This is a genomic window from Cellulosimicrobium sp. Marseille-Q8652 (assembly GCF_965112045.1).
In genome coordinates this window covers 2021637-2043034 of record NZ_CBCOPS010000001.1, presented here as the reverse complement: position 1 = coordinate 2043034, position 21398 = coordinate 2021637, and the positions used below count along the sequence as shown (strand labels likewise).

Genomic DNA, 21398 nt, shown 5'->3' with positions numbered 1-21398 from the left:
CTCCTCCTCGACTCGCCGTGAGCTTAACCCGCGTCGCGCCGTCAGGCGCTCAACGGCGGTTTGCGACCGCGCCTAGCGGACCGGCGGTGCGCTGCACCTCGCTGGTGTAGCAATAGAAGCCAGGGACGCTGGCGCCGTCGGGCCGGAAGGTTACCTTGTTGAGCGTGCCGGACCGGTTGGCGAGGGCCGACCATCGGACCGGACCGCGGGCTGCGTCGTCGATGAGCTCTTGCACGGCCGCGCGCGAGCTGTCGGCGTTGATGAACACCGGGACACCGCCGAGCACCGCGTGCAGTGCCGCGCTGCCGCCGTAGCTCGTGACGTCGGCGACGGTCGTCTCTCCGGTGGTGAGCCAGCTGCGCAGGTGCGCGAGCAGCTCGAGCTCGGAGAACGGCGACGTCTTGGTCCCCTCACCACCGCGACGCGCCGCACCTCGGGGTGCGGCCGCGCTGAGCCGCTCCGCCTCCGTGTACCCGGCGTGCTGGTCGCGCGCTGCGGCGGGGGCCGCCCCCGCCCACACAGCGCCGCGCATCGCGGCCATGCTGCGCGACGTCGCGGCGTAGGCCTGATCGACGTTCGCCGTGTCGTAGGTGAGCGAGCGCTCGCGCTTGACGCCGATCGACTCGCCGACCTCAATGGCGTCCTGGTTTGCGCCCATGTAGAGGAACGTCCATCCGAACGTCTCCTCGCGCTCGGTGACGAGCGCCTTGATCGCGGCGTGCGTGAACTCCTTCGACGCGTTCTCCATGCCGTCGGTCATGATGCCGACGATCACCGCGCCCGGGCGCTGCTCCTCCGGCAGCTGCGCGATGCGCAGCGCGGTCGTCTGGACGAGCCGGCCTATCGAGTCGAGCAGCGCCGTCATGCCGCGCGGCCGCAGGTCGAGCCGCGGGACCTGACGGATGTCGAGGTCGGTGTAGACCTCCTCGTACTCGTTGTCGAACTGCGCGAGCGTGACCGTGCAGCGCCCCGGCGCCTCGCGCTGCTCGGAGAGGAACAGGTCGAAGCCCTGCTCGGTGGCCGTCTTGATCGCCTGCATCGAACCGGACCGGTCGAGCAGCATGGCGAGGTGGGTGAGGGCGTTGTCGGGCATGGCGGTTCCCTTCGTCGTGCTGCTGGTCTGGGTCCTGGAGAGTGGCGCTGGCTCAGCTGCGGCGTCGGCGGAACCGCAACGGTTCCGTGGACGACGGCGCGGCCGGCGGCGGGGTGCCGCGCTCGCGGTCGTAGCGGGCGCGAGTGACGCCCTCGGCCGAGACGCGGCCGTCCGGACCGGAGTAGCCGCCGAGCGACTCGGTCCGACCGAGCCGAGGCGGCACGGTGTTGGGCGCGACGCCCGCCTCCTCCGCGACGGACCGCATCGACGCCCCGGCGAGCAGCGACTCGGCCATGGCCTCATCGAGTGCGGCGTCGAGGAATCCACGAGCCCGGGCGAGCGGCTCGACCGCCTGTCCCGGCGCAGCCCTCGTCGCCTCGTCGAGCGCCGCACGGACGGCGTCGAGGCGAGGGCGGGGCTGTCGCGCCGGGGTCGAGGTCATGCGATCAGGCTATGTGCAGTAACTGCACATGCGCAAGAGGTGCACGCAGTTTTCACCCGCACGGTGGACGCGGACGGGCACGAGGTCGCACCTACTGTGGCCGCGTGACCTCGACGCTGAACGTCCCGAAGATCCTGACGCCCGGTTCCCGTGCCCAGGCCGTCGAGCACCTCCGCCGGTACTTCGGTCCCGTCGACGGGACGTCTGGCTGGGCGGGCTCACGCTTCGAGCGCCTGGCGGGTGGAGGTGACCGCCCGGACGTCGCCGACCGGTTCACTGCGGACGACCTCGTCGCCGTCTCGCTCCTGTCGGTGAACGTGCCACCTCACGGAGCGATCCAGCTCCTCGAGTCTCGTGCGGACGAGTTCGCGAGCCTGCTCGCCGAGATCCCTCACGACCTCGAGCTCGTCGACGTGGAGTCGATCCCCGACGACTGGGCCCCGAACCGCCTGTGGGCGACGTTGCGCGACGTCCGCGGCATCGGCTGGGTCACGGCGGGCAAGCTCCTGGCGCGCAAACGTCCGCGCCTCATCCCGGTCTACGACACCGTCGTGCAGGCGGCGGTCACGCCCTCCGCCTCGTTCTGGGAAGCACTTCGCGCAGCGCTGCGCGCCGACGGCCGCGCGCTCCACCGCCACCTCCTCTCCCTCCGCGACGAGGCCGGCATCGGCGACGACATCTCGGCGCTGCGTGTCTTCGACGTCGTCGTGTGGATGCACTACCGCTATCTCAACCCCACCACTGACGCAGAAGCCGCCTGATGACCGAGGGACACCTCTTCGTCGTCAACGGCCGCCTCGAGGCGCTGAGCGCCGACGCCTTCGTCATCCCGACCGATGCGGCGTTCCACGTCGAGCGCTGGTGGCGCGACGCGGCCGGCCTGGAGCCGGCGACCACCTGGAGCCAGGTCAAGCCGGGCGGCTGGGGGCAGGGCGCAGCCCTCCCCGCGCGAACGTCCCGCCGTAGCGCCAAGCACCAGCCAGAGGTCTGGTTCCTCGACACCATCGCCACCACGCCCGACGGCGTCGGAGACGCCGCCCGCCGGGCCGTCGCCGCGATCGTCGAGCACTCGGCCGACCGTCTCCGCACCGCTGCCGAGACGGCGGGTCGCGACCTGCCGCTCGTCGCGCTCCCGGTCATCGGGACCGGCTACGGCGGCCACCGGCTGCGCCGCGGCCAGGTCATCTCGGCTCTCCTCACCACCCTGCACGACGCCGCACGCGACCTCGGCGTCGACGTCGCCCTCGTCGCGTCGAACCGGGCGGACTACTCGGCGCTGCAGCACCGCCGTCGGGCGCTGGCCCGACCCACCGGGCTCCCGCCGGAGACGACGACACGAGCGCAGGAGCTGGGCCGGCACGCCGCCGACGGAGACCTCGCCCTGTTCTTCGGCGCCGGTGTGAGCATCGCCGCGGGACTGCCTTCGTGGAGCCATCTGCTCACCGAGCTGGTCGCGAAGCTCGACCTGGACAGCGACGTTCGCGCGCGCATCAGCGAGCTCGGTCCGCTCGAGCAGGCGGAGCTCATCCAGGTCGCGCTCGCCGACCGGTCCGCACGCGCCAAGGCGGACACGCAGAAGGCGCTGGGCAGCCGTGTCGCGAAGATCATCACGGCGGCGTCTGCCCGGCCCAGCCTCGCCCACACCGTTCTCGCGAGCATGCGCGTGCGCGAGGCGGCGACGACCAACTACGACCAGCTCTACGAGCAGGCCGTCACCGCGACTGCCGGCCGCCCGTCCGACGACCAGCGGGTCGTCATCGACCGGCTCCCGTGGGACCGCACGAGCACCGACCGGCCGTGGCTGCTCAAGATGCACGGCGACGTGAAGCACCCGGACTCGATCGTGCTGTCCCGCAGCTCGTTCGTGCACTACGACACCCGGTGGAAGCCCGTCGGGTCGCTCGTCCAGTCGCTGATGATGACGAAGCACCTGCTCGTCGTCGGCGCGTCGATGACCGACGACAACCTGCTGCGCTTTGCCTACGAGGTGGCCGGCCTCCGCGCGAGCATCGAGAAGCGCGCGCCGGGCGCACCGGAGATCGGCACGGTCGTCCACCTCGCCGACGACGCGGCGTTCAGCCGCCTGTGGAAGGGCCGGTTCGACGTCGTCGTCCCCACCCTGGACGCCGCCGACCGGATCGGAACCTCGACGCCGACGCCGGAGCCCGCCGAGTCGGACGAGGCGCTGCGCGACCGCGAGGCGGCCGAGCGCCGCCGGGCCGCGCGAGCGCTCACGGTGTTCCTCGACGTCGTCGCGATGCACGCGGAGCGCGACGCATCGCACCTGCTCGACGATCGGTACGCCGACGAGCGCGGGGACGAGGCGGTGTCACTCGTCGCCGATCTTCGGAGCATGGCGAAGGCCGCTCGTCGGATCGGCACGGACGACGCCTGGACCCAGCTCGCCGACACCCTCGACCAGTTCGGTGCGGGATCCGCCGGTCGCTGACCCGCTGTCGCGGCGCCCTGGGGGTCTACCGGCCGACGACCCGCCTCAGCGCGCCCGCGTACTCGTCGAGGTCGTTCTCGACGGTCGCGCGGACTATCAGGGGATCGACGGTCGAGTATCCGTGCGCGATCCGGTTCCGTGTCGCCCAGATCGCGGTCCACGACCCTCCGAACGCGGCAGCCCGTGCTTCGTCGCTCAGCTGCGCTGCCCGCTCGATGGACGCGGCGAGGCGGAGGCACACGGCGTCCACCAGGATCTGCTGATCCCACGAACCCTCCGCGACGTAGCGGTGGATCACCTCGACGTGCTCGAGCACGTCCCGCACATGGTCCGCGTCGCTGCGCCTCACAGCGGGATCGCTTCGACCGTCGCGCGCACCGCCGGCCGCAGGGACCGTTCCGGCACCACGTCGACGGGGCGACCGAGGATCTCCTCGAGCTCGACCTGGAGGGCACCGAGCGCCAGGAGCCCGACGTCGTCGTCGAGGTCCACGAGCAGGTCGATGTCCGACTCGGCGCTGTCCGCCCCCGACGCCACCGATCCGAAGACTCGCACGTTCCGGGCGCCGTGCCGCGCCGCGGCGTGGACCACGGCGTCACGCCGCCGTCGCAGGACGTCGTCCAGGACGGAGACGCGCCCGCCGGTCTCGCCGTCATCGATCCGGGCGGCACCGGCTCCGGCGGAGCGGTCGAGGAGTCGCTTGACCTCCGGCTGGCTCCGACCGAGCGCGCGAGCGATCCGGCGCTGGCTCCACCCCAGTGCCGCCGCCTGGCGCGCACCGCGCTCGAGCGTCTCGCGAGCCTCCGCACGCAGAACGTCCGCCCTGACCGTCAGCGCGCCGAGATACTCCTCGAACGCCCTCTCGACCTCAGACCCCGCAGCCATACGTCACCTCCGATAGCAGATGCTATCGGAGCGATCATCGCGTCGCGAGCGCCTCCCGCAGCAGCCGCACCGCCTTGGGCCCGACCCCGTGCAGAGCCAGCAGCTCCGCATCACTCAGCCGCGCGACGTCGGACAGCGACGTGAGACCCGCGCCGGTGAGCGCGCGCTTGGCCGGGCCACCGATCGACGCGGGCAGGTCCCCGACCTGCCCCGGCTCGGCGGCGTCCCCCGCCGCGACCGTCGCCGCGAGGCGTTTCGGCGCCCGGTGCAGCCACGCGCGGCGTACCCAGTGGTTGAGCTGCTGCCCGTTCACCTCGGCGAGCGGCACGCGCACCCCGAGCAGGGACTCGCCCCGGGTCAGCCGCGAGGCACCGGGATGCTCGGCGAGCAGCCGCTCGACGTCGTCGGCCGGGAGGTGGAGCTGCACGCCGTCGTCCGTCGTCACCGACGCGAACCCTTGCCGTGGAACCTGAACGCGACCATCCCGAGATGCGGCTTCTCGACGGTCTCGGGCAGCGCGAGCGCGGGCTTGCGGAGCTGGGCGAGCGCCGTCATGCAGTCACCCTTCCACGACTGCTCGGCTCCTCGCCGCCAGATCGGACGCTGACTTGTCCAAGAGTTCACCCGCGACAACCGAGCCGAGAAGTCCTGTGGGTGCCCTATGCTCGCGCTGCTCGACGCGGGAGTCCGCGCTCGGCTCGCGGACAGGAGTGAGCATGACGAAGCGGTACGCCGCCTGGTGGTGCACGATCGCGTTGGTTCTCGGGGCTCTGGTTGGCCCGACCGCAGCACATGCAGAGGAAGTGGCTGGGCCTGGGGCCGTGGGCACTGTCGAAGCCGTCGACGATCCCGCATGCGTCGACGGCTTTCGCGCCCAGTTCACGCAGACCCACGCCTACGGCCGGCAGTTCGGGGCGAGCGTTCGCGTGGCGGAGTGCGCGTCGGGCGCTCCTGCCGACGGGACCGTCCGGCTCGCCCTCTCTGGCAGCGGCGAGGTGATCGCGGAGTCGCGACTGTCGAGCGGGTCCCGCTCGTTCGCGGGTGTCTCGGCACCACGCTCCGAATCGTCGTTCGACATCGTCGTGGTCTTCGAACCTGTTGACGGCAGCCCGTCGCGCTCGTGGCCTGCCCGTGTCACGACGGCGTCGAGCTCCGTGAGCCTGCGCATGTCGACCGACGTCAAGGCGGGTGGCGTGACGAACGTCGATGCGACGGTCGTGACCCCGCGCACTCTCAACATCGGAGGTCTGGTCACACCGAACAAGGCGACGGGGACGGTTGTCGTGCGTCGTGGTGACGCGATCGTCGGAACGGCCGAGCTGACGCCGTCGAGCGTCTACGTGAACGAGTCGTGGGCGCGGCTGAGAGTCAGCGGCCTCGCGATCGGGGAGCCGGTCGTCCTGGACTACCTCGGAGATGCCGGGTACCCGGCTGGCACTTCGTCCAAACCCTTGCTCGACAACCGGACGAGGACGGAAACGGCGATCACGTCGGCCACCGTGAGCGCCACCCACGCGCAGGTCGTCGCAGAGATCGTGGACTGGTCACCAGGATCCTCCCAGTGGTTGCTCGGTGAACCGGTAGCCATCAGCGTGGACGGACGCCTGTTGGGCCACGTCGTTGCGCCCGCGAACGAGCTCGGTCGAACGGAGACGGAACACGGACTGCGTTCGAGGCTCCGTGTCGTGAAGAACTTCGAGATCGCACCGGGAACGCACGACATCACGGTGTCGTTCGGCGGCACCGACCAGCTCCAACCGTCGTCAGCATCGACAACACTCACGGTCGCCAAGGTCCCGACGTCGGTGAGCAAGCCCCATGCGGTCCCCGCCACCGTCAGGTCGACGAGCCCGACGGTTCTTCGCTCCACGGTCCTCGACTCCACGGGAGCTCCGATCAACGTACGGGTCGCCTTCCAGGAGCGGGCTGTGGGGTCGACGACCTGGCGCACCGTGGCGACGGCGACGACGAAGAACGGCGTAGCGGCACTCTCGACGACGCCACGCGTCTCGCGCGACTACCGGGCGGTCGTCCAGGGCACGTCGACCTACACCGGGTCGACGTCGCAGACCTCCCGCGTCACGGTGTCGCGAACGGCTTCCCTTGCTCGCATCCAGCATCCGACGGCGCCCCGCACCTCGGCGATCCTCGTGACGAAGGTCGCGCCGGTGGGCAAGGTCCTTCTGCAGGAGCGGCTCACGAACGGAACATGGGTCACTCGCGTGACCCGTACAGCGGCTGGGTCGGCCGGCTCGACGAGCGAGGTCCGGTTCCTGGTCGGTCGGACGACCGCGAACCGCGTCTTCAGAGTGCTGGCCCCTTCGGACCAGGCGGCTACCCAGGCGATCAGTCCTACAGTCACGGTTCCCAAGCGCTGACGGCTTCGCGGCGACGAACAGCGGACCTCATGATTCATGAGGCCGCCATCCCGGTGTGACCGATGACGGACGGCACAGCAACGGGCCGCGCCCCCGAGGGAGCGCGGCCCGTGCCTTCTCGTGTGCTGCGTCAGCACATCCCGTCAGAGCATCAGCGACCGATGTCCGACAGCTCCGCCGCAGCGATGATCAGCTGCCGCTCGGCGCCGATGAGGACGCCCTCGTCGACGAGGTCGGCCGTCACCTCGCGCACGTGGCGGACGAACTCCCGGTGGGTCGGGTACTCGTCGCCCTCGGCGATGTGGTCGTTGACCGTGCAGCCCTCGCCGTCGTCGAAGTTCTGGACCGTGCTGTCGTGGCCGTCGATGACGACGGTCGGCCGCACGTCCGAACCCTGGCAGCGGTCGCGCAGCAGCTGGACGACGGTGAAGGTCACCTCGCCCGTCTGCGACGTCTCGCCGGCACCGTTGACCGCCCGGTAGCGCACGACGTGCTCGCCGTCCGCCGCGACGACGAACGGTGCGGCGTAGCGCTGCCACGTGCCGCCGTCGACCTGGAACTCGGTGCGGTCGACGCCCGACTCCTCGTCGACGGCCGTGAGCGTCACGGTCGCCCGCCCGACGAACGCGCCGTCGCGGTTGCGGCTGCCGCCGATGCCCGCGGTGACCTCGGGACCCTCGCCGCCGCCGGGCTCGCCGCCCTCGATGACGACGGTGACCCTCTGCGGCGCCGACACGTTGCCCGCGACGTCCGTCGCGCGGTACGTGATGGTGTGCTCGCCCGGGGTGCGCAGCGAGATCTGCTTCGCGTACGCGGTCCACTCCCCGCCGTCGAGCTGGTACTCGACGGACGCGACGCCGGAGCCGGCGTCGGTCCCGCGCAGTCGGACGAACGCGGGACCGACGTACTCGCCGGCGTCGTTCAGCTGGCCGTAGACACGGTGGTCCACCTCGGGCGCCACCGTGTCGCTCCCGTCGCCCGCCACGACCACGAAGGTCACGGTCGCGGCCTCGGAGACGTTGCCCGCCTCGTCGGTCGCACGGTAGGCGAGCGTGTGCTGGCCGGGCTCGTCGACCACGACGGCCTCGGTGTACGCGGTCCAGCCCGCGCCGTCGAGGTCGTACTCGACCGACGCGACGCCGGAGCCGTCGTCGGTGGCGGTCACCATGACCGACGCCGAGCCGACGTACGCGCCGTCGTCGTCCTGCGTGCCGCTGAGCTCGGTGGCGACCGTCGGCGCGGTGGTGTCCTCGCCGCCGCCCTCGGCGACGACGGTGAACTCCGTGACCGTCTCCTCGGAGACGTTGCCCGCGACGTCCGTCGCGCGGTAGACGAGCGTGTGCTCGCCCTCGGCGTCGACCACGACCGGCTCGGTGTACTCGGTCCAGCCCGCGCCGTCGAGGTCGTACTCGACGGTCTCGACGCCGGACGCGTCGTCGGTCGCGGTGAGGGTCACCGTCGCGGAGCCCACGATCGCGCCGTTGTCGTCGCGCTCGCCGGCGACCTCGGCCGTCACGGTCGGGGCCGTCGTGTCCTCGCCGCCGCCGTCGGCGACGACGGTGAACGTCGACGTGCCGACCTCCGAGACGTTGCCCGCCTCGTCGGTCGCGCGGTACTGCACCGCGTACTCGCCGGGCTCGGCGAACTGCACGGTCGTCGTGTACGGCAGCCAGGTGCCGTCGACCGCGTACTCGATCGACGCGACGCCCGAGCCGCCCTCCTCGTCGGTCGCGTGGAGCATGAAGCCGGCCGAGCCGACGTACGCGCCGTCCTCGTCCTGCTCGCCCATGACCATCGGCTCGACGACCGGGGCGGTCGTGTCCTCGACGGGGCCGTCGCCCTCGACGACGGTGAACGTCGCCGTCTGGGCCTCGGAGGTGTTGCCGGCCACGTCGGTCGCGCGGAACTGGAGCGTGTGCGCCCCGACCGCGTCGACGACGAACGGCTCGTCGTAGGCCTGCCAGCCCGCGCCGTCGAGGTCGTACTCGACGCCCGCGACGCCGGAGCCGTCGTCGGTCGCGGCCAGCGTGACGGTCGCGCCGCCCACGTAGGCGCCCGCGCCGTCCTGGTCGCCCGTCACCGTGGCGCTGACCGACGGCGCGGTGGTGTCGTCGCCGCTGCCGCCGTCACCGGTCACGACGAGCTCGCCCCACATGTCGCCGTGCCCGGGGATCGCGCAGAAGTAGCGGTACGTGCCCTCGGTGAGCACGACCTCGGCCTCGTGCAGGCCGCCCATCGCGTCGAACGGGCTCGCGAGGATGTTGAGGTCCACGTCGTGGTTGTAGCCGGGCGTCGCGGTGTCGAACGTCAGCGTGTGGCTCATGCCGAACGTGTTGCCCGTGGCGAGGCTGTTCTCGAAGACGATCGTCGCGGGACCCGCGGTCGCCGTCGCCGGGAACGTCTTGTAGTCGGTGACGCTGTTGTCGCCGGTCCAGGTGAGCACCTGCTCGGCGGCGACGACGGCCTCGGTGGCCTCCGCGTCGGCCGGCTGGGCGACCGACGGCAGGGCCGCCGGCTGGGGGCTCGCCGTCGCCGGGGCGACGGAGATGACCGTCGCGGCGGTGAGGCCGGCGACGACGGCGGCCAGGAGCCGCTGTCCGCCGCGCGCTCTCGCGCTGTGTCGTTCCATGGGTGTGCACTCCTCGTCGATGTGCAGGTCGTTCAGGTCGTGGACTCCGGGGCGGTGCCCCGGGACGCTGGTGCGCCGCGTGGGCGGCGCGGTGCCGGGCCGGCGGGGTGCTCCCCCGCCGGCCCGGCCGGGTGCTACAGGTCGGCCACCCGGATGTCACGGAACTCGATGAGGTCCGCGTTCCCGTGGTTCTGCAGCCCGATGAACCCGCTGTCGAACTGGCGCAGGTCGGTCGGGGGGTCGCCCGCCCGCGAGGACTCCTGGCCGGGCGAGTTCTCGAACTCGTTGATGACCTCGCCGTTGCGGATGATCGTGTACTGCTGGCCGACCACCCGGATCTCGTACTCGTTCCACTCGCCCTTCGGCTTCAGCCCCGGGGTGTCGAGACCGAGCGGGTCGAAGTTGTAGACCGAGCCCGTCTTCTGCGGCTCGCCCGTCGGGCCGTCGTAGATCTGGATCTCGTGACCGCACGAGATCGCGACCCACGCCGGGGACTGGCCCTCGGCGCACTCGGCGTCACCGGGTGCGTCGGGGTTCGGGAACCGCGTGAAGACGCCGCTGTTCGCGAACGTGCTCCCCTGCGAGATGTCGCGGTACAGGAGCTTCACGGAGAAGTCCCCGAGCTCTTCGCCCGCGTACCAGAGCATCCCCAGGCCGCCGCTCGAGCGGAGCGACCCGTCGGGCTGCAGGACGAACCTGCCGCCGGGAGCCTGCTTCCAGTCGAACAGCGACTCCTGCGTGCCGTCGAAGATCGTCCGGTACCCGCCCGGGTCGACCCCGATCTGCGAGCGCGCGGCCGCGTTGACCAGCGCGTTGCGCTCGGCGCCCGTGATGCGGCTGTCGTCGAAGAGGCTCTTCGCGACGGCCTTCACGTGGCGCAGGAACTTCTGGTGCGAGTCCCACTCCTTCTCGTCCTGGAACAGGTCGGCGATGGTGCAGCCGCCCAGGTCGTCGTTGGCGACGCCGGAGTCGAACTCGCCGAAGAAGACGGTCTCGCGGTCGTCCGGCAGCGTGCACGTCGTGCTCGCGTCGGCCGTGACCTTCTCCGTGCTGCCGTCGGCGTACGTGACGGTCAGCGTCGCCTCGTACTCGCCCACCCGGGGGTAGGTGTGCCGCGGGTTCGCCTTGGTCGACGTCGCGCCGTCACCGAAGTCCCAGTGGTAGGACACGCCGCCGGAGCGGGAGCCGATGAAGGACACCGTGAGCGGGTCGCCCTGGATGCTCGCCGCGGTGGCGGTCGGCAGCGGGGTGGGTGCCCCGCCGTCGTACGTGACGCGCACGAGCTTCTGGTTCGGGTCGAGGCTGAAGAAGCCGCTCGCGTAGTCGAGCAGGTACAGGGCGCCGTCGGGACCGAACTTCGCGTCCATCCAGCTCTGCACGAGGGTGTCGCCGCGACCGCCCGGGAGGATCTGACGCAGGTCCTCCATGAACGCCGGGGCGCCCTGCGACTCCACGGCGTCCGGGTCGACCGTCACCGCGGTGCGGTTGTTCGAGTTCGACTGGTCACCGAGGAACCACTTGCCCTCCCAGTACGACGGCCACGCGACGTCGCTCTCCGGGTCGACCTGCGACTGGCGGTAGGTCGGGCCGGACATGACGGCCTGGCCGCCACCGCGGAGCCACGGGATCGTGTAGGTCGCGTCCTCGTCCTCGTACGTCGGGATGCCGTCCTCGCCGATCGGGAAGACGGGGCCGCCGCCGCTGGGCGAGTACCAGATCATGTTGTCGCGCACCGGCGGGAGGTCGACCAGACCGGTGTTGCGCGGCGACGTGTTCTTCGGGTTGTCGCAGTCGTACCAGCCGGTGAGGACGCTCGCGTCCTCGTTGCTCCGGTCACGGTACGGCTGCCGGTTGCCCATGCAGTACGGCCAGCCCTGGTTGCCGGCGGACGTGATGATCGTCGCCGTCTCGTACTTGGCCGGGCCGAGCTCCGGGTCCGGCATGCCGGCGTCCGGGCCCACCCACGCGGCGGTCAGCCAGTCGGTGTCCGGGTCGATCTGCAGGCGCGAGATGTTGCGCACGCCCATGACGTAGATCTCGGGACGCGTCTTGTCGGCGGGGTACTCGCCCACGGGGAACAGGTTGTCGTCCGGGATCGTGTACGTGCCGTCGGCCTCGGGGTGGATCCGCAGGATCTTGCCGTTGAGGTCGTTGGTGTTGCCCGACGTGCGGCGCGCGTCCTGGAAGCTGATCCCGGCGTACTCCTTCGTCCAGTTGTTGCCGGAGTAGCCGTTCGAGCCGCCGGACGAGTTGCTGTCGCCGGAGCCGATGTACAGGTTGCCGTCGTCGTCGAACGCCATGCCGCCGCCCGCGTGGCAGCAGCTGTGGATCTGCGTCTCCCACTCGAGCAGGTCGACGCGCGTGCCCTGGTCGATGGTCGGGCCCGCGGGGTCGTACGTGAAGCGGGACACGGTGCGCATCCCGACGCGACGCTCGGTGTCGATCGACTCGTGCGGCATCCAGTAGACGTAGAGCCAGTGGTTCTCCGCGAAGTTCGGGTCCGGCGTGATGCCGAGCAGGCCCTCCTCGTTCTTCACGAGCTCGTCGCCGCTGCCACGGTTGCCCATGACCTCGAGCGTCGTCAGCAGGTCCACCTCGTCCGTCTCCGGGTCCCACTGGTGGATCGTGCCGCAGCCCAGGCCCACGTCGGGGTTGTCCCACGACGGGATCGGGCCGGTCGGGCACGCGCCGCGGCCGATGTAGAAGACCGTGCCGTCGGGCGCGATCGTCAGGCCGTGGGGCTCACCGTTCTGGTCGAGCTGACCCGCGGTGTTCGGTGCCGAGAGGCGCTCGGTCGTGTAGTTCGACGCGATCGTGGCCTGGCAGTCGCCGCGCACGACGCCCGTCGTCCACTGCAGCGCGCCGAGCAGGTGCTCGCGGAACGACTCGTCCGCCCAGCTCTCCGGCGTGCCCCCCATGCCGGTGTAGAAGGAGCGTCCGCCGTCGTAGTCGCGGCACCAGGACACGGGGTGGAACGGGTTGGTCGTCGGGCCGGCGTCGGGGCCGGGCTCGACCTGCGCGACGGTGTGCACCTGGCCCGCGGGGCTGTCGGCCCAGTCGAGCCACCGGTCGTCCCGCTCCCACGTGAGCGGGAGGTCCGCCGTCGCGGGGTGCTGGCGGTCGATCAGGTCGACCGTGCGCGTCTCCACCGGGATCTCGGGCTCCGGCTGGTTCACCGACTCGTCGTCGAACAGCGAGATCTCGGCGAGCTGCGTGAGGCCCTCGCCCGCGTTCTTCGTGATGTCGAGGCGGAACCACTCGTACGCGGTGTCGCTCTCGACCTCGAAGTTGCGGGGCTGGAAGCGCTGCGGGAAGTCCTCGTCGCTGCGCTCGTCGACGTCCACCCAGGTCTCGCCGTCGGTGGAGCCCTGGAGCGTCCAGTTCTGCGGGTCGCGGCCGGCGGAGTCGTTGGCCGAGATGAGCGTGTAGCGCGCCAGCTCGAGGGGCTCCTCGAGCCGCAGCGTGATGGTCGCGGTGGGCTCGAAGGCGAGCCACTTGGTGCCGGGGTCGCCGTCGACGAGGTTCGGTGCGTCCTCGTTCGGCGGGTTCTCCGCGGTCGCGGAGACCTCGGCGACGTCCGCGGCGTCGGGCTGGGCACCCGCGATCCGGGCGCCGACGAGACCCGTGAACCACTGCGAGGCCTCCTGGGCGCGCGCCGCGTCGCGCACGCCGAGGAACCCGCCGCCGCCGTTCACGTAGGCCTGGAGCGCCGCCTCCTGCGCGGCGCTCAGCTCGATGCCCTCGGCGGACAGCATGACGACGCCGCGGTAGTCGCCCAGCGCGGCCTCGGTGAAGACGGCCGGGTCGGACGACGCCTCGACCTCGAAGCCGTTCGCGGAGCCCAGCTCGGCGAGCGCCTGCGTCGCCTCCACGACCGGGTCGTCCTGGGCGTCCGGGGCGCCGTGGAAGACGAGCACGCGCACGGGCGCTGCGTTCGTCGCGGTCTTCACGGCGGCGGGCTGCGCCGCCGTCGAGGTGGTGCCGGCGGCGAGGCCGGACTGCGCGGAGGCCGGGATGACGGCCGCGCTCGCGACGAGCGCGACGCTCGTCAGGCCCACCGCGACCGAGCGGAGCGCTCCTGGTCGGGAGCGTCCTCTCGTGGCGGGGGACGGTGCACGTCTGGATAGCACTCTTGAACTCCTTCGTCATCGGTGCGGTGCGCCCGGACGGACCCGGGCGCCGAACGTGGTGGTGCGGCTCTGCTGGTACCGCTCGTGGTGCTCGACCGGGTCAGTGGTCGGCGTGGCCAGCGAGCGGCGGGAGGCCCTCGACCCCGTGGTCCGTGGCGGCCTCGGGATCCGTGGCCGTCGTCCCGGTCGAGCTGCCCGACATCGCGTGCGCGCCGTGCGCCTGGAAGCGGTCGATCGACTCCTGGGCGCCGGCGGGCATGCTGCCGTCGGCGTTGCGCACGAGGAAGATGCCGGCCATGCCGCCGTCGGCGTGGAACTGGACGTGGCAGTGGTACATCCACGCGCCCGCACCGACGCCGAGCCCCGCGACGACCTGGAAGCCGAACGCGTCACCCGGGTTGAGGTCCCGGTTGTCCACGACCTGGCTCGTGTCCTCGCGACCGGAGAGCAGCCCGGTGCGGTTGTTCGCCCAGCGGTGCGCGTGCAGGTGGAACGTGTGGAACGTGTTCCCGTGACCGATGCAGATGAACTCGACGCGCTCACCGAGCTTCGCCTCGAACATCGGGGTGTTCGGGGCGGCCTTGTTGTTGATGAGCATGTCGTTGAAGACGACGGTGAACTGCTTCTCGGGCAGCACGTCGCCGACCCGGCGCACGACGAGCGCGCCGTAGAGGCCGGCGGCGATGCCCGGGGTCCCGTGCTCGCCCCAGGCGTGGTCGTGGTAGTGCCAGTAACCCGCGCTCCCCGGCATCCAGATGCCGCGGTCGCGGCGCATCGGCACCGTCGACCAGACGTACGTCCGGGTCTCCCCCGGCTCGTTGAACGAGTCGTTGAACGGGCTGCCGTCGCTGTTCACGTCGTAGTTCACGCCGTGGGGGTGGATCGACAGGCGCTGGTCCGTGGTGTTGACCAGCGTGATCTCGAGCGTCTCGCCCTCCCACATCTCGAGGATCGGGCCGGGGACGGTGGCCTTCCCGGGCTCGAGGCCGTAGCCGACGGTCTTCGCGTCGATGCGCTCGGCGTACATCGTGATCTTGCGGACGGTGCCGCTCACGGCGGTGGCCACCGGTGCGGCGGCAGCGGCCGGGGTCGCGGCGACGACGCTGCCTCCCGAGCCGAGCACGAGCGCCGCGGCGGGGCTGGCGGCGACGACGCCGGCACCGATGAGCAGGGAGCGCCGGGACAGCGGCGTGGTGGGGGCCTGACCGTCGGTCGTCGGTGCGGACATGGGTCTCCTTCCGGACGAAGGCATGCCGAGCCGACCCGGCGCGTCGGCGCGCCGCGGCGACTGGGTGCCACGTCTTTCGATCGAGCGGTCACGGGAGTGCCCCGGGCCGCGAGGGCACGACTGAGCACGCGGGGTCTTTCCCGCGCTGGAGGTACGTCGGAGGCGTGATGAGGTTGTCGGACGGGCGGGGCGCACCACGCGGCGGGCAGGTACCCGAGCCGCGAGGAGGTCCAGGGCCAGCGAGGGCCGTGCCGGTGCACGCCGCGATGCGTGCGGGCCGGCGGTCGGTCCGGACGTCCGGCTTCCCCTGGGCCCGACCTCCGGATCCCCCGGTGGATTCCAGGGGCAACTGAGATTCATCACACCCCACCCAGACAGCGGTGTCAACAGGTGTACGGAAGTTTTGTCGCCGAGGCGCAAAAGTCTCATGTCGACCGACAGAGCGCTCAGCATGTGGGAGCGATGCCATCACGCGCGCCGCGTGACGGGCGTCGCGCGAGCCGCCCGGAGCGCTCGTACGCTCACGGGATGCGACGCATCGTCCTGCTCGGCGCCACGGGGTACACCGGCACGCTCGTCGCGCACGAGCTCGTGCGGCGCGGCGCACGCCCCCTGCTCGCCGGGCGGTCCCGCGACCGGCTGGCGGCGCTCGCGGACGACCTCGAGCCCTCGGACGGGTCGCGCCTCGAGACGGCCGTCGCCGACGTCGACGACCCCGGCGCCGTGCGCGCGCTCGTCGGGCGCGGCGACGTGCTCGTGTCGACGGTGGGTCCCTTCGCGCGGCACGGCCGCCCCGCGGTCGAGGCCGCGATCGCCGCGGGCGCGGTCTACCTCGACTCGACGGGAGAGCCGTCGTTCATCCGGGACGTCGTCGAGCGGTACGGGCCGCGAGCCCGCACGGCGGGCGCCGCGCTCCTCACCGCGTTCGGGCACGACTGGGTGCCGGGCAACGTCGCGGGCGCGCTCGCGCTGCGCGAGGCGGGCGGCGCCGCGACGCGGCTGAGCATCGGCTACTTCGGCAGCGGCGGGGGCGGCATCAGCGGCGGCACCCGGGCGAGCGCCGCGCGGGTCGTGCTCGAGCCGTCGTACGCGTTCCGCGGCGGCCGCGTGCGTGCCGAGCGGGTCGGCGCGCACGTCGTGACGTTCGACCTCGGCCAGGGGCGGCGCGTGCGGGGCGTCTCGGCGGGCGGCACCGAGCCGTTCACCCTGCCACCCCTCGCGCCCGGCCTGCGCGACGTCGACGTCGTGATCGGCGCCAGGACTCCCGCGCTACGGCTCGTGCCCGCGGCGACGGCGGTCCTCGCCGGGGCGCTGCACGTCCCGGGCGTGGGCGCCGTGGTGCGCCGAGCCGTCCAGGCGCGGTCGACCGGCTCGTCCGGCGGCCCCGACGCCGCGCGGCGCGCACGGTCGCGCAGCCACGTGCTCGCGGACGCCCGCGCCGCCGACGGCGCGCTGCTGCACCGCGTGCGGCTCGACGGCCCGGACCCCTACGACCTCACCGCGCGGTTCCTCGCGTGGGGGGCGCTCCGCGCGGCCGAGGACGGCGTGCGCGGCGTCGGCGCGCTGGGCCCGGTCGACGCGTTCGGTCTCGACGCGCTGCTCGACGCCCTCGGCGACGCGGGCGTCACCGTGCGCTGACCGGGGACGTCGTCGTCCGCCGATCCCGGCCCGGCACGGTCCGCGGGTCCGGGACACTGGTCCCGTGACCCGCGCCGCCCGACCTGCTCGCGTGCACCGGCGCGCGCTGGTCTGGACGCGGGTGCGCGGCGGCGTCCGCGGCCGCGAGCGCCTCACGCCCCTCGTGGACTTCCTCGCGGTGCTGCTGGTCCTGCTCGTCCTGCTCGGCGGGTGCGCGGTGCTGGGCGTCCTGGCGCTGCGTGCCGAGGAGGGGCTCGCGGCGTTCGTGGCCGCCGTGGCGGCGCTCGGGTTCGCGTACGGGCTCGCCCTGTACGTGCGCGCCCCGCTGCGCGGGTCGGTCGTCCTGCGACCCGACGAGGTCGAGCTGCCGACGGGCCGCACGGAGACGACGCGCGTCGTCGTCCGCTGGGACGACGTCGCCGACGTGCGGGTCGTCGCGGGCGAGCGCCGTCCGGTCCTGGCGGTGGACCTGCACGACGGCGCCCGCGTCGTCCTGGCCGAGGGCGAGGACGTCCTGCGGTCGCGCCGGCCGGGCGCAGCGCCGGACGTGGGCGCCGTCGACCTCGTGGACGCCGAGACGGTCGCGCTCGTGCTGCGCCACCTTCTCGACCACCCCGAGGACCGCGACCGTCTCGCCGCGCGGGAGGGCCTGGGGATCGTCCTGGCCTTCGCGCGCCCCGCCGACGGGACGACCGGGCGCTGAGCGCGTCAGCCCGCGAGGACCTCGCGGAGGGTCTTCGCGAACGCCGCGGGGTCGTTGTTCGGCGACCACTCGCTGACCATGAAGCCGCCGTGGTCGCCGGGGAACGTCACGGCCTCGACGCCGAGCGCCCCGGCGAGCGCGGCACCGCCACGCCACGCCAGCGTGCCCTCGCCCTCCGCGCTGACCGCGGGGACGATCCGCACCCCGGACGACCGCAGGGCCTCGACGTCCGGCGCGTACAGCGGCTGGGCCGCGAGGTTGCCGTACAGCAGCACGTCGTCGCGGGACCCGTCGTCCTCCGTCGGCATCCCGAACATGGCGGGATCCGGGGCGGGGCGGTCGAGGTAGTCGGCCGGCAGCGGGCCGACGTGGCTGACGAGCGCGATGAACTTCGCCATCGCGGGCCCGTACCCGTCGCGGTGGTAGGTGGCGACGATGTCGAGCTCCGCCGCGTCGGCGACCTCGCGGTCCTCGAGCACGGCCGTGACCGGCGGCTCGTGCGCGACGAACGTCCGGAGGTCCTCCGGGTGCTGCTCGATCCAGGACAGGCCCACGATCCCGCCGCCGCTCGACCCGAAGACGTCGACCGGCCCGATGCCGAGCGCCTCGACGATCCGGTGCAGGTCGTCCGCGTGGCCCGGCATGGTGACCTCGCCGTCGGGGGCGATCGTGCTGCGCTCGGTGCCGCGCGGGTCGTAGAGGACGACGGTGCGGTCGTCGAACAGCTCGGCGAGCTGCGCGAAGCCCGAGGCCGCCATCGGCGAGCCCATGACGACGAGCGGCGGCTCGCTGCTCGGGGTGCTGGGCTCGATCACGTCGTAGGTGAGGACGGCACCGGGCACGTCCAGGGTGTGGGTGGTGCGCTCGCTCATGGCAGCCTCCGTGTCGTCGGGTCCTGCCGGCCCTCCCGCCTGCGGGCCGGGTCCGGCGTCATGGACGGTAGACGGGGGCGCGGGCGCGAACTGATCGGCCTCGGCGCGCTCGCCGGCCCCGTGCGCCTCCGTGCGCTGGGGGGACCTCAGCCCGCGAGGACGGTCGAGACGATCGCGGCCCCCCACGGCGAGCAGCGCCATGGCGCCGCCGACGACGGCCGCCACGACGCCGATCCTCGTCGACGCCGACATCTTCTCGCGCAGGCCGAGCGACGCAGCGGCCTCGGACACGAGGCGGTGCCCGGGCGCCGTGGAGAAGGCGTAGTCCACGACGGTCTCGACACGCCCGGCGTCGCTGACGCCCACGACCTTCTTCGAGGAGTAGCTCCATGTCCGGCCCTGGAAGGCGGAGGCACGAAGCGTCGCACCGACGCGCGGGACAGGGCCGGACGGGCCGGCCCTCCAGACGACCTCCGTCCGACGGTCCGAGATCGCGTAGGAACGCCCGTCCGGGGAGACCCCGACGAGGAGCTCGTACGTCTCACGCAGCCCGCTGCGGGAGAGCACGCCCCACCAGCGCGCGTCGGCGAGGTCGAGCCGCAGCGTGAACCCGTCCGGGCGCAGGTCGACGATCCGGTAGGGCGTCTGCTCGAGCCGCTGCCCGACGGCTGCGGCGAGGTCGGCGGCGTTCGGCACCGCGCCACCCTACGACCCGCCAGCCGTCAGGTCGACGGACGTGTCCTCGTCGACCCTCGCGCCGCCCCTCGGTGCCGTGGGCTCGTCGGGGCTCCTCCGCTGCCGTCGGGGCACCGGCCGGCCCGGTGCCCGACGGGATGTGTCCGGCTCGACGTGTTTCGTAACACCCGGGTGCCACTACCCTCGCAGGATGCCGTCATCGAGGACCGTGCCACCCGTCGTCGTCGCCGGACTGCTCACCGCGGTGCTGTGGCTCCTCACCGGCCAGGCCGCCGACTGGGTGCACGCGAACGCCACCTACGCCGTCCACAGCGCGGTCGTCCGGACGGTCCTTCCGCACCCGACCGGCCTCGTGCTCGGCGGCGAGCCGCTGACCGGGAGCGCGGTCCTCACCGCGGCGCTCGCGGGCGCCGTCGCCGCCTTCGGCACGTTCCTCGCGGTGCGACGCCTGCCGCTGTGGACAGGGCGCTGGGCGGCGTTCCTCGCGGTGTGGTTCACGGTGGTCGCCGCGGCGGTGGGGGCGGGGACGGCGCGCTCGTTCTCGGGGATGACGCTGCCGTGGACGGCGGAGCGGACGTCGGGGCTCCTCGACGCGCTCGTCGACGGGTACTGGGGGCTGGTGAACGGCTGGGTGGTGGGGCTGGCGGTCGTCGTGACGCTCGCGCTCACCGACCGGCGCGACGACCCGGCGGGGTCCCGGCACGCGCGCGCCCTGCCGCACGTGCGGATCCTCCCGGCGGTGCTCACGGCCGTCGTGACGGCGGTCGCCGTGTGGGCGGGTGCGGGCGTCACGCAGCAGGTGCTGCTCTCGGCGCCGTGGGCGGGCGACGTCCTCGGCCCGCTCGCCGGTCGCGTCGTGCCGCCGGCGATGCGCTGGGGCGAGACCCCGCAGGACCTCCTCGACCAGCCGGTCGAGCTGGGGCTGCTGGGTGTCGTCGCACTCGTCGTCGGCGTGCTCGCGGCGCTCGCGACGCGTCGGCTGCCGCCCGCGACGGGACGCGTCGCGCTGGGGCTCGCGGTGTGGTTCGCGTGCGTGGCGGCGGCGGCGACGGCCGCGCTGGTGCGCGAGGTGGCGCACCGGCTCGAGGTGTTCGGGTCGCTGAGCGGCCCGGACCTGAACCAGGTGCTGCCGCCGGTGCAGGACGCGCTGGCCTGGGGCATCGGGCTCGGCTGGCTCGTCGCGCTCCTGACGGTCCTGGTCCACCGGCACGCGGGGACGGTCGTCCCGCAGACCGGCCCCGTCGAGGACCCGTGGCCCGCTCCCGCACCGACGCCGGAGCCGGTGGACGACCTCGAGGTCCGCGAGCCGGAGGAGCAGGTCGAGCAGGCGCGGCGGGACGAGCGGGCGCACCGGGACGACCCTGCGCGGCACGACGGCGCGGACGCGGGGCAGGGAGCACGACCGGTCACCGACCGGACCCCTGCCTGACGCCTCCCGGCCCCCTGCCCGACGCCGCCCCGTCACCTCGGGCGGCTAGCGTCGCGGACGACCGCGACACCGGGAACCACCGGAAGGGCACACCGACGATGACCCTCACGATCACGCTCGTCCGCCACGGGCAGACCGTCCTCAACGCGCGCCGCCACCTCCAGGGCGCGTGCGACTCCCCCCTCACGCGCACCGGCCGCGCCGGCGTGCGCGTCACGGCGCAGCACCTCGCGCGGCACGACTTCGACGCCGCGTACTCCTCGCCGCAGGGCCGCGCCGTCCTCACGGCGATGGAGATCCTGCGGCACCACCCCGACCTGACCATGACGGTCGACCACGACCTGCGCGAGCTGTCGTTCGGCACGTTCGAGCGCCGACCGGAGCACGAGCTCGACGCGGTCGAGCCGTGGTCCGAGCTCGTCCCCGCCGTCCTCGCCGGCACCCACCCGGGCGTCGGCGGCGGCGAGCCGGGGGCGGACTTCATGGCCCGCGTCGCCGCGGTGTTCGACCGCATCGTCGCCGCGCACGACGACGCGGCCCGCCCGGGTGCGACGCAGGACCGCGACGTGCTCGTCGTCGGGCACGGGCTGACGCTGGGCGCCTACCTCGCGACGCTCGACCCGACGTGCCTCGCCGCGCTGCCCAACGCCTCCGTCTCGACGGTCGAGGTGACGGACGGCACCGCGCGCGCCGTCTCGGTCGGCGTCGACGTCGCGGGCCACGGCTCGGTCGCGGCACGCCCGGCCCCGCTCCCCCCGGGCGGCGTCCCGGTCGACCCCTCGGTGGTCGCCGCGCGCACCGCACCCGTCCCGGGCTGAGATCCGGG

The 21398-nt window shown here is 73.0% G+C and carries 16 protein-coding genes; 7 read left to right on the top strand and 9 right to left on the bottom strand.

What is annotated here, in order from left to right; translation table 11 throughout:
* Window positions 1-49: 49 nt before the first annotated feature.
* Window positions 50-1093, bottom strand: coding sequence for a hypothetical protein (locus ACWPWV_RS08995; protein WP_454042581.1), 1044 nt, complete (start codon window positions 1091-1093; stop codon window positions 50-52).
* Window positions 1094-1145: 52 nt separating this feature from the next.
* Window positions 1146-1535 (bottom strand): hypothetical protein, encoded by a 390-nt coding sequence (locus ACWPWV_RS08990; RefSeq protein WP_454042580.1) that lies wholly within the window; start codon window positions 1533-1535, stop codon window positions 1146-1148.
* Between the two features lie 104 nt (window positions 1536-1639).
* Between ACWPWV_RS08990 and ACWPWV_RS08985 the strand changes: the two genes are divergently transcribed.
* Both ACWPWV_RS08985 and ACWPWV_RS08980 read left to right on the top strand, forming a co-directional pair.
* Window positions 1640-2296 carry a DUF6308 family protein gene (locus ACWPWV_RS08985; RefSeq protein ID WP_454042579.1) on the top strand — a complete coding sequence of 219 codons (657 nt, stop codon included), beginning with the start codon at window positions 1640-1642 and terminating at the stop codon, window positions 2294-2296.
* A complete protein-coding gene (locus tag ACWPWV_RS08980) occupies window positions 2296-3984 on the top strand; it encodes an SIR2 family protein (RefSeq protein ID WP_454042578.1) in 1689 nt (562 codons plus the stop codon). The genes ACWPWV_RS08985 and ACWPWV_RS08980 overlap by 1 nt, the downstream gene beginning before the upstream one ends.
* Window positions 3985-4009: 25 nt before the next feature.
* Here ACWPWV_RS08980 and ACWPWV_RS08975 read toward each other — a convergent pair whose 3' ends face one another.
* From ACWPWV_RS08975 to ACWPWV_RS08965, 3 genes are read right to left on the bottom strand one after another with little or no spacing between them, the layout of a single operon-like run.
* Window positions 4010-4333 carry a HepT-like ribonuclease domain-containing protein gene (locus ACWPWV_RS08975; RefSeq protein WP_454042577.1) on the bottom strand — a complete coding sequence of 108 codons (324 nt, stop codon included), beginning with the start codon at window positions 4331-4333 and terminating at the stop codon, window positions 4010-4012.
* Window positions 4330-4869: a nucleotidyltransferase family protein gene (locus ACWPWV_RS08970; RefSeq protein WP_454042576.1), complete on the bottom strand. Its 540-nt coding sequence runs from the start codon at window positions 4867-4869 to the stop codon at window positions 4330-4332. Before ACWPWV_RS08970 ends, ACWPWV_RS08975 begins: the two co-directional genes overlap by 4 nt.
* A gap of 34 nt (window positions 4870-4903) precedes the next feature.
* Window positions 4904-5314, bottom strand: coding sequence for a hypothetical protein (locus tag ACWPWV_RS08965; protein WP_454042575.1), 411 nt, complete (start codon window positions 5312-5314; stop codon window positions 4904-4906).
* 271 nt (window positions 5315-5585) lie between these two features.
* Here ACWPWV_RS08965 and ACWPWV_RS08960 point away from each other — a divergent pair, with 271 nt between their 5' ends.
* Window positions 5586-7247 (top strand): hypothetical protein, encoded by a 1662-nt coding sequence (locus ACWPWV_RS08960; protein WP_454042574.1) that lies wholly within the window; start codon window positions 5586-5588, stop codon window positions 7245-7247.
* 151 nt (window positions 7248-7398) lie between these two features.
* On the opposite strand, the gene ACWPWV_RS08955 is transcribed toward ACWPWV_RS08960, so the two are convergent.
* The 3 genes from ACWPWV_RS08955 to ACWPWV_RS08945 form a co-directional block, all read right to left on the bottom strand.
* Window positions 7399-9876, bottom strand: coding sequence for an OmpL47-type beta-barrel domain-containing protein (locus ACWPWV_RS08955; protein ID WP_454042573.1), 2478 nt, complete (start codon window positions 9874-9876; stop codon window positions 7399-7401).
* A 134-nt stretch (window positions 9877-10010) separates the two neighbouring features.
* The gene (locus ACWPWV_RS08950; RefSeq protein WP_454042572.1) at window positions 10011-13934 is read right to left on the bottom strand and encodes a ThuA domain-containing protein; all 3924 of its coding nucleotides are present in this window, start codon (window positions 13932-13934) and stop codon (window positions 10011-10013) included.
* A 172-nt stretch (window positions 13935-14106) separates the two neighbouring features.
* A complete protein-coding gene (locus ACWPWV_RS08945; RefSeq protein ID WP_454042571.1) occupies window positions 14107-15234 on the bottom strand; it encodes a multicopper oxidase domain-containing protein in 1128 nt (375 codons plus the stop codon).
* Between the two features lie 528 nt (window positions 15235-15762).
* Here ACWPWV_RS08945 and ACWPWV_RS08940 point away from each other — a divergent pair.
* Together ACWPWV_RS08940 and ACWPWV_RS08935 are read left to right on the top strand one after the other, a co-directional pair.
* The gene (locus ACWPWV_RS08940; RefSeq protein ID WP_454042570.1) at window positions 15763-16872 is read left to right on the top strand and encodes a saccharopine dehydrogenase family protein; all 1110 of its coding nucleotides are present in this window, start codon (window positions 15763-15765) and stop codon (window positions 16870-16872) included.
* A 64-nt stretch (window positions 16873-16936) separates the two neighbouring features.
* Window positions 16937-17575: a hypothetical protein gene (locus ACWPWV_RS08935; RefSeq protein WP_454042569.1), complete on the top strand. Its 639-nt coding sequence runs from the start codon at window positions 16937-16939 to the stop codon at window positions 17573-17575.
* 5 nt (window positions 17576-17580) lie between these two features.
* On the opposite strand, the gene ACWPWV_RS08930 is transcribed toward ACWPWV_RS08935, so the two are convergent.
* Window positions 17581-19143 (bottom strand): alpha/beta fold hydrolase, encoded by a 1563-nt coding sequence (locus ACWPWV_RS08930; RefSeq protein WP_454042568.1) that lies wholly within the window; start codon window positions 19141-19143, stop codon window positions 17581-17583.
* A 190-nt stretch (window positions 19144-19333) separates the two neighbouring features.
* Between ACWPWV_RS08930 and ACWPWV_RS08925 the strand changes: the two genes are divergently transcribed.
* Window positions 19334-20572 (top strand): hypothetical protein, encoded by a 1239-nt coding sequence (locus tag ACWPWV_RS08925; RefSeq protein ID WP_454042567.1) that lies wholly within the window; start codon window positions 19334-19336, stop codon window positions 20570-20572.
* A 98-nt stretch (window positions 20573-20670) separates the two neighbouring features.
* On the top strand, window positions 20671-21390 hold the full coding sequence (locus ACWPWV_RS08920) for a histidine phosphatase family protein (RefSeq protein ID WP_454042566.1): 720 nt from the start codon (window positions 20671-20673) through the stop codon (window positions 21388-21390).
* Window positions 21391-21398 lie beyond the last annotated feature (8 nt).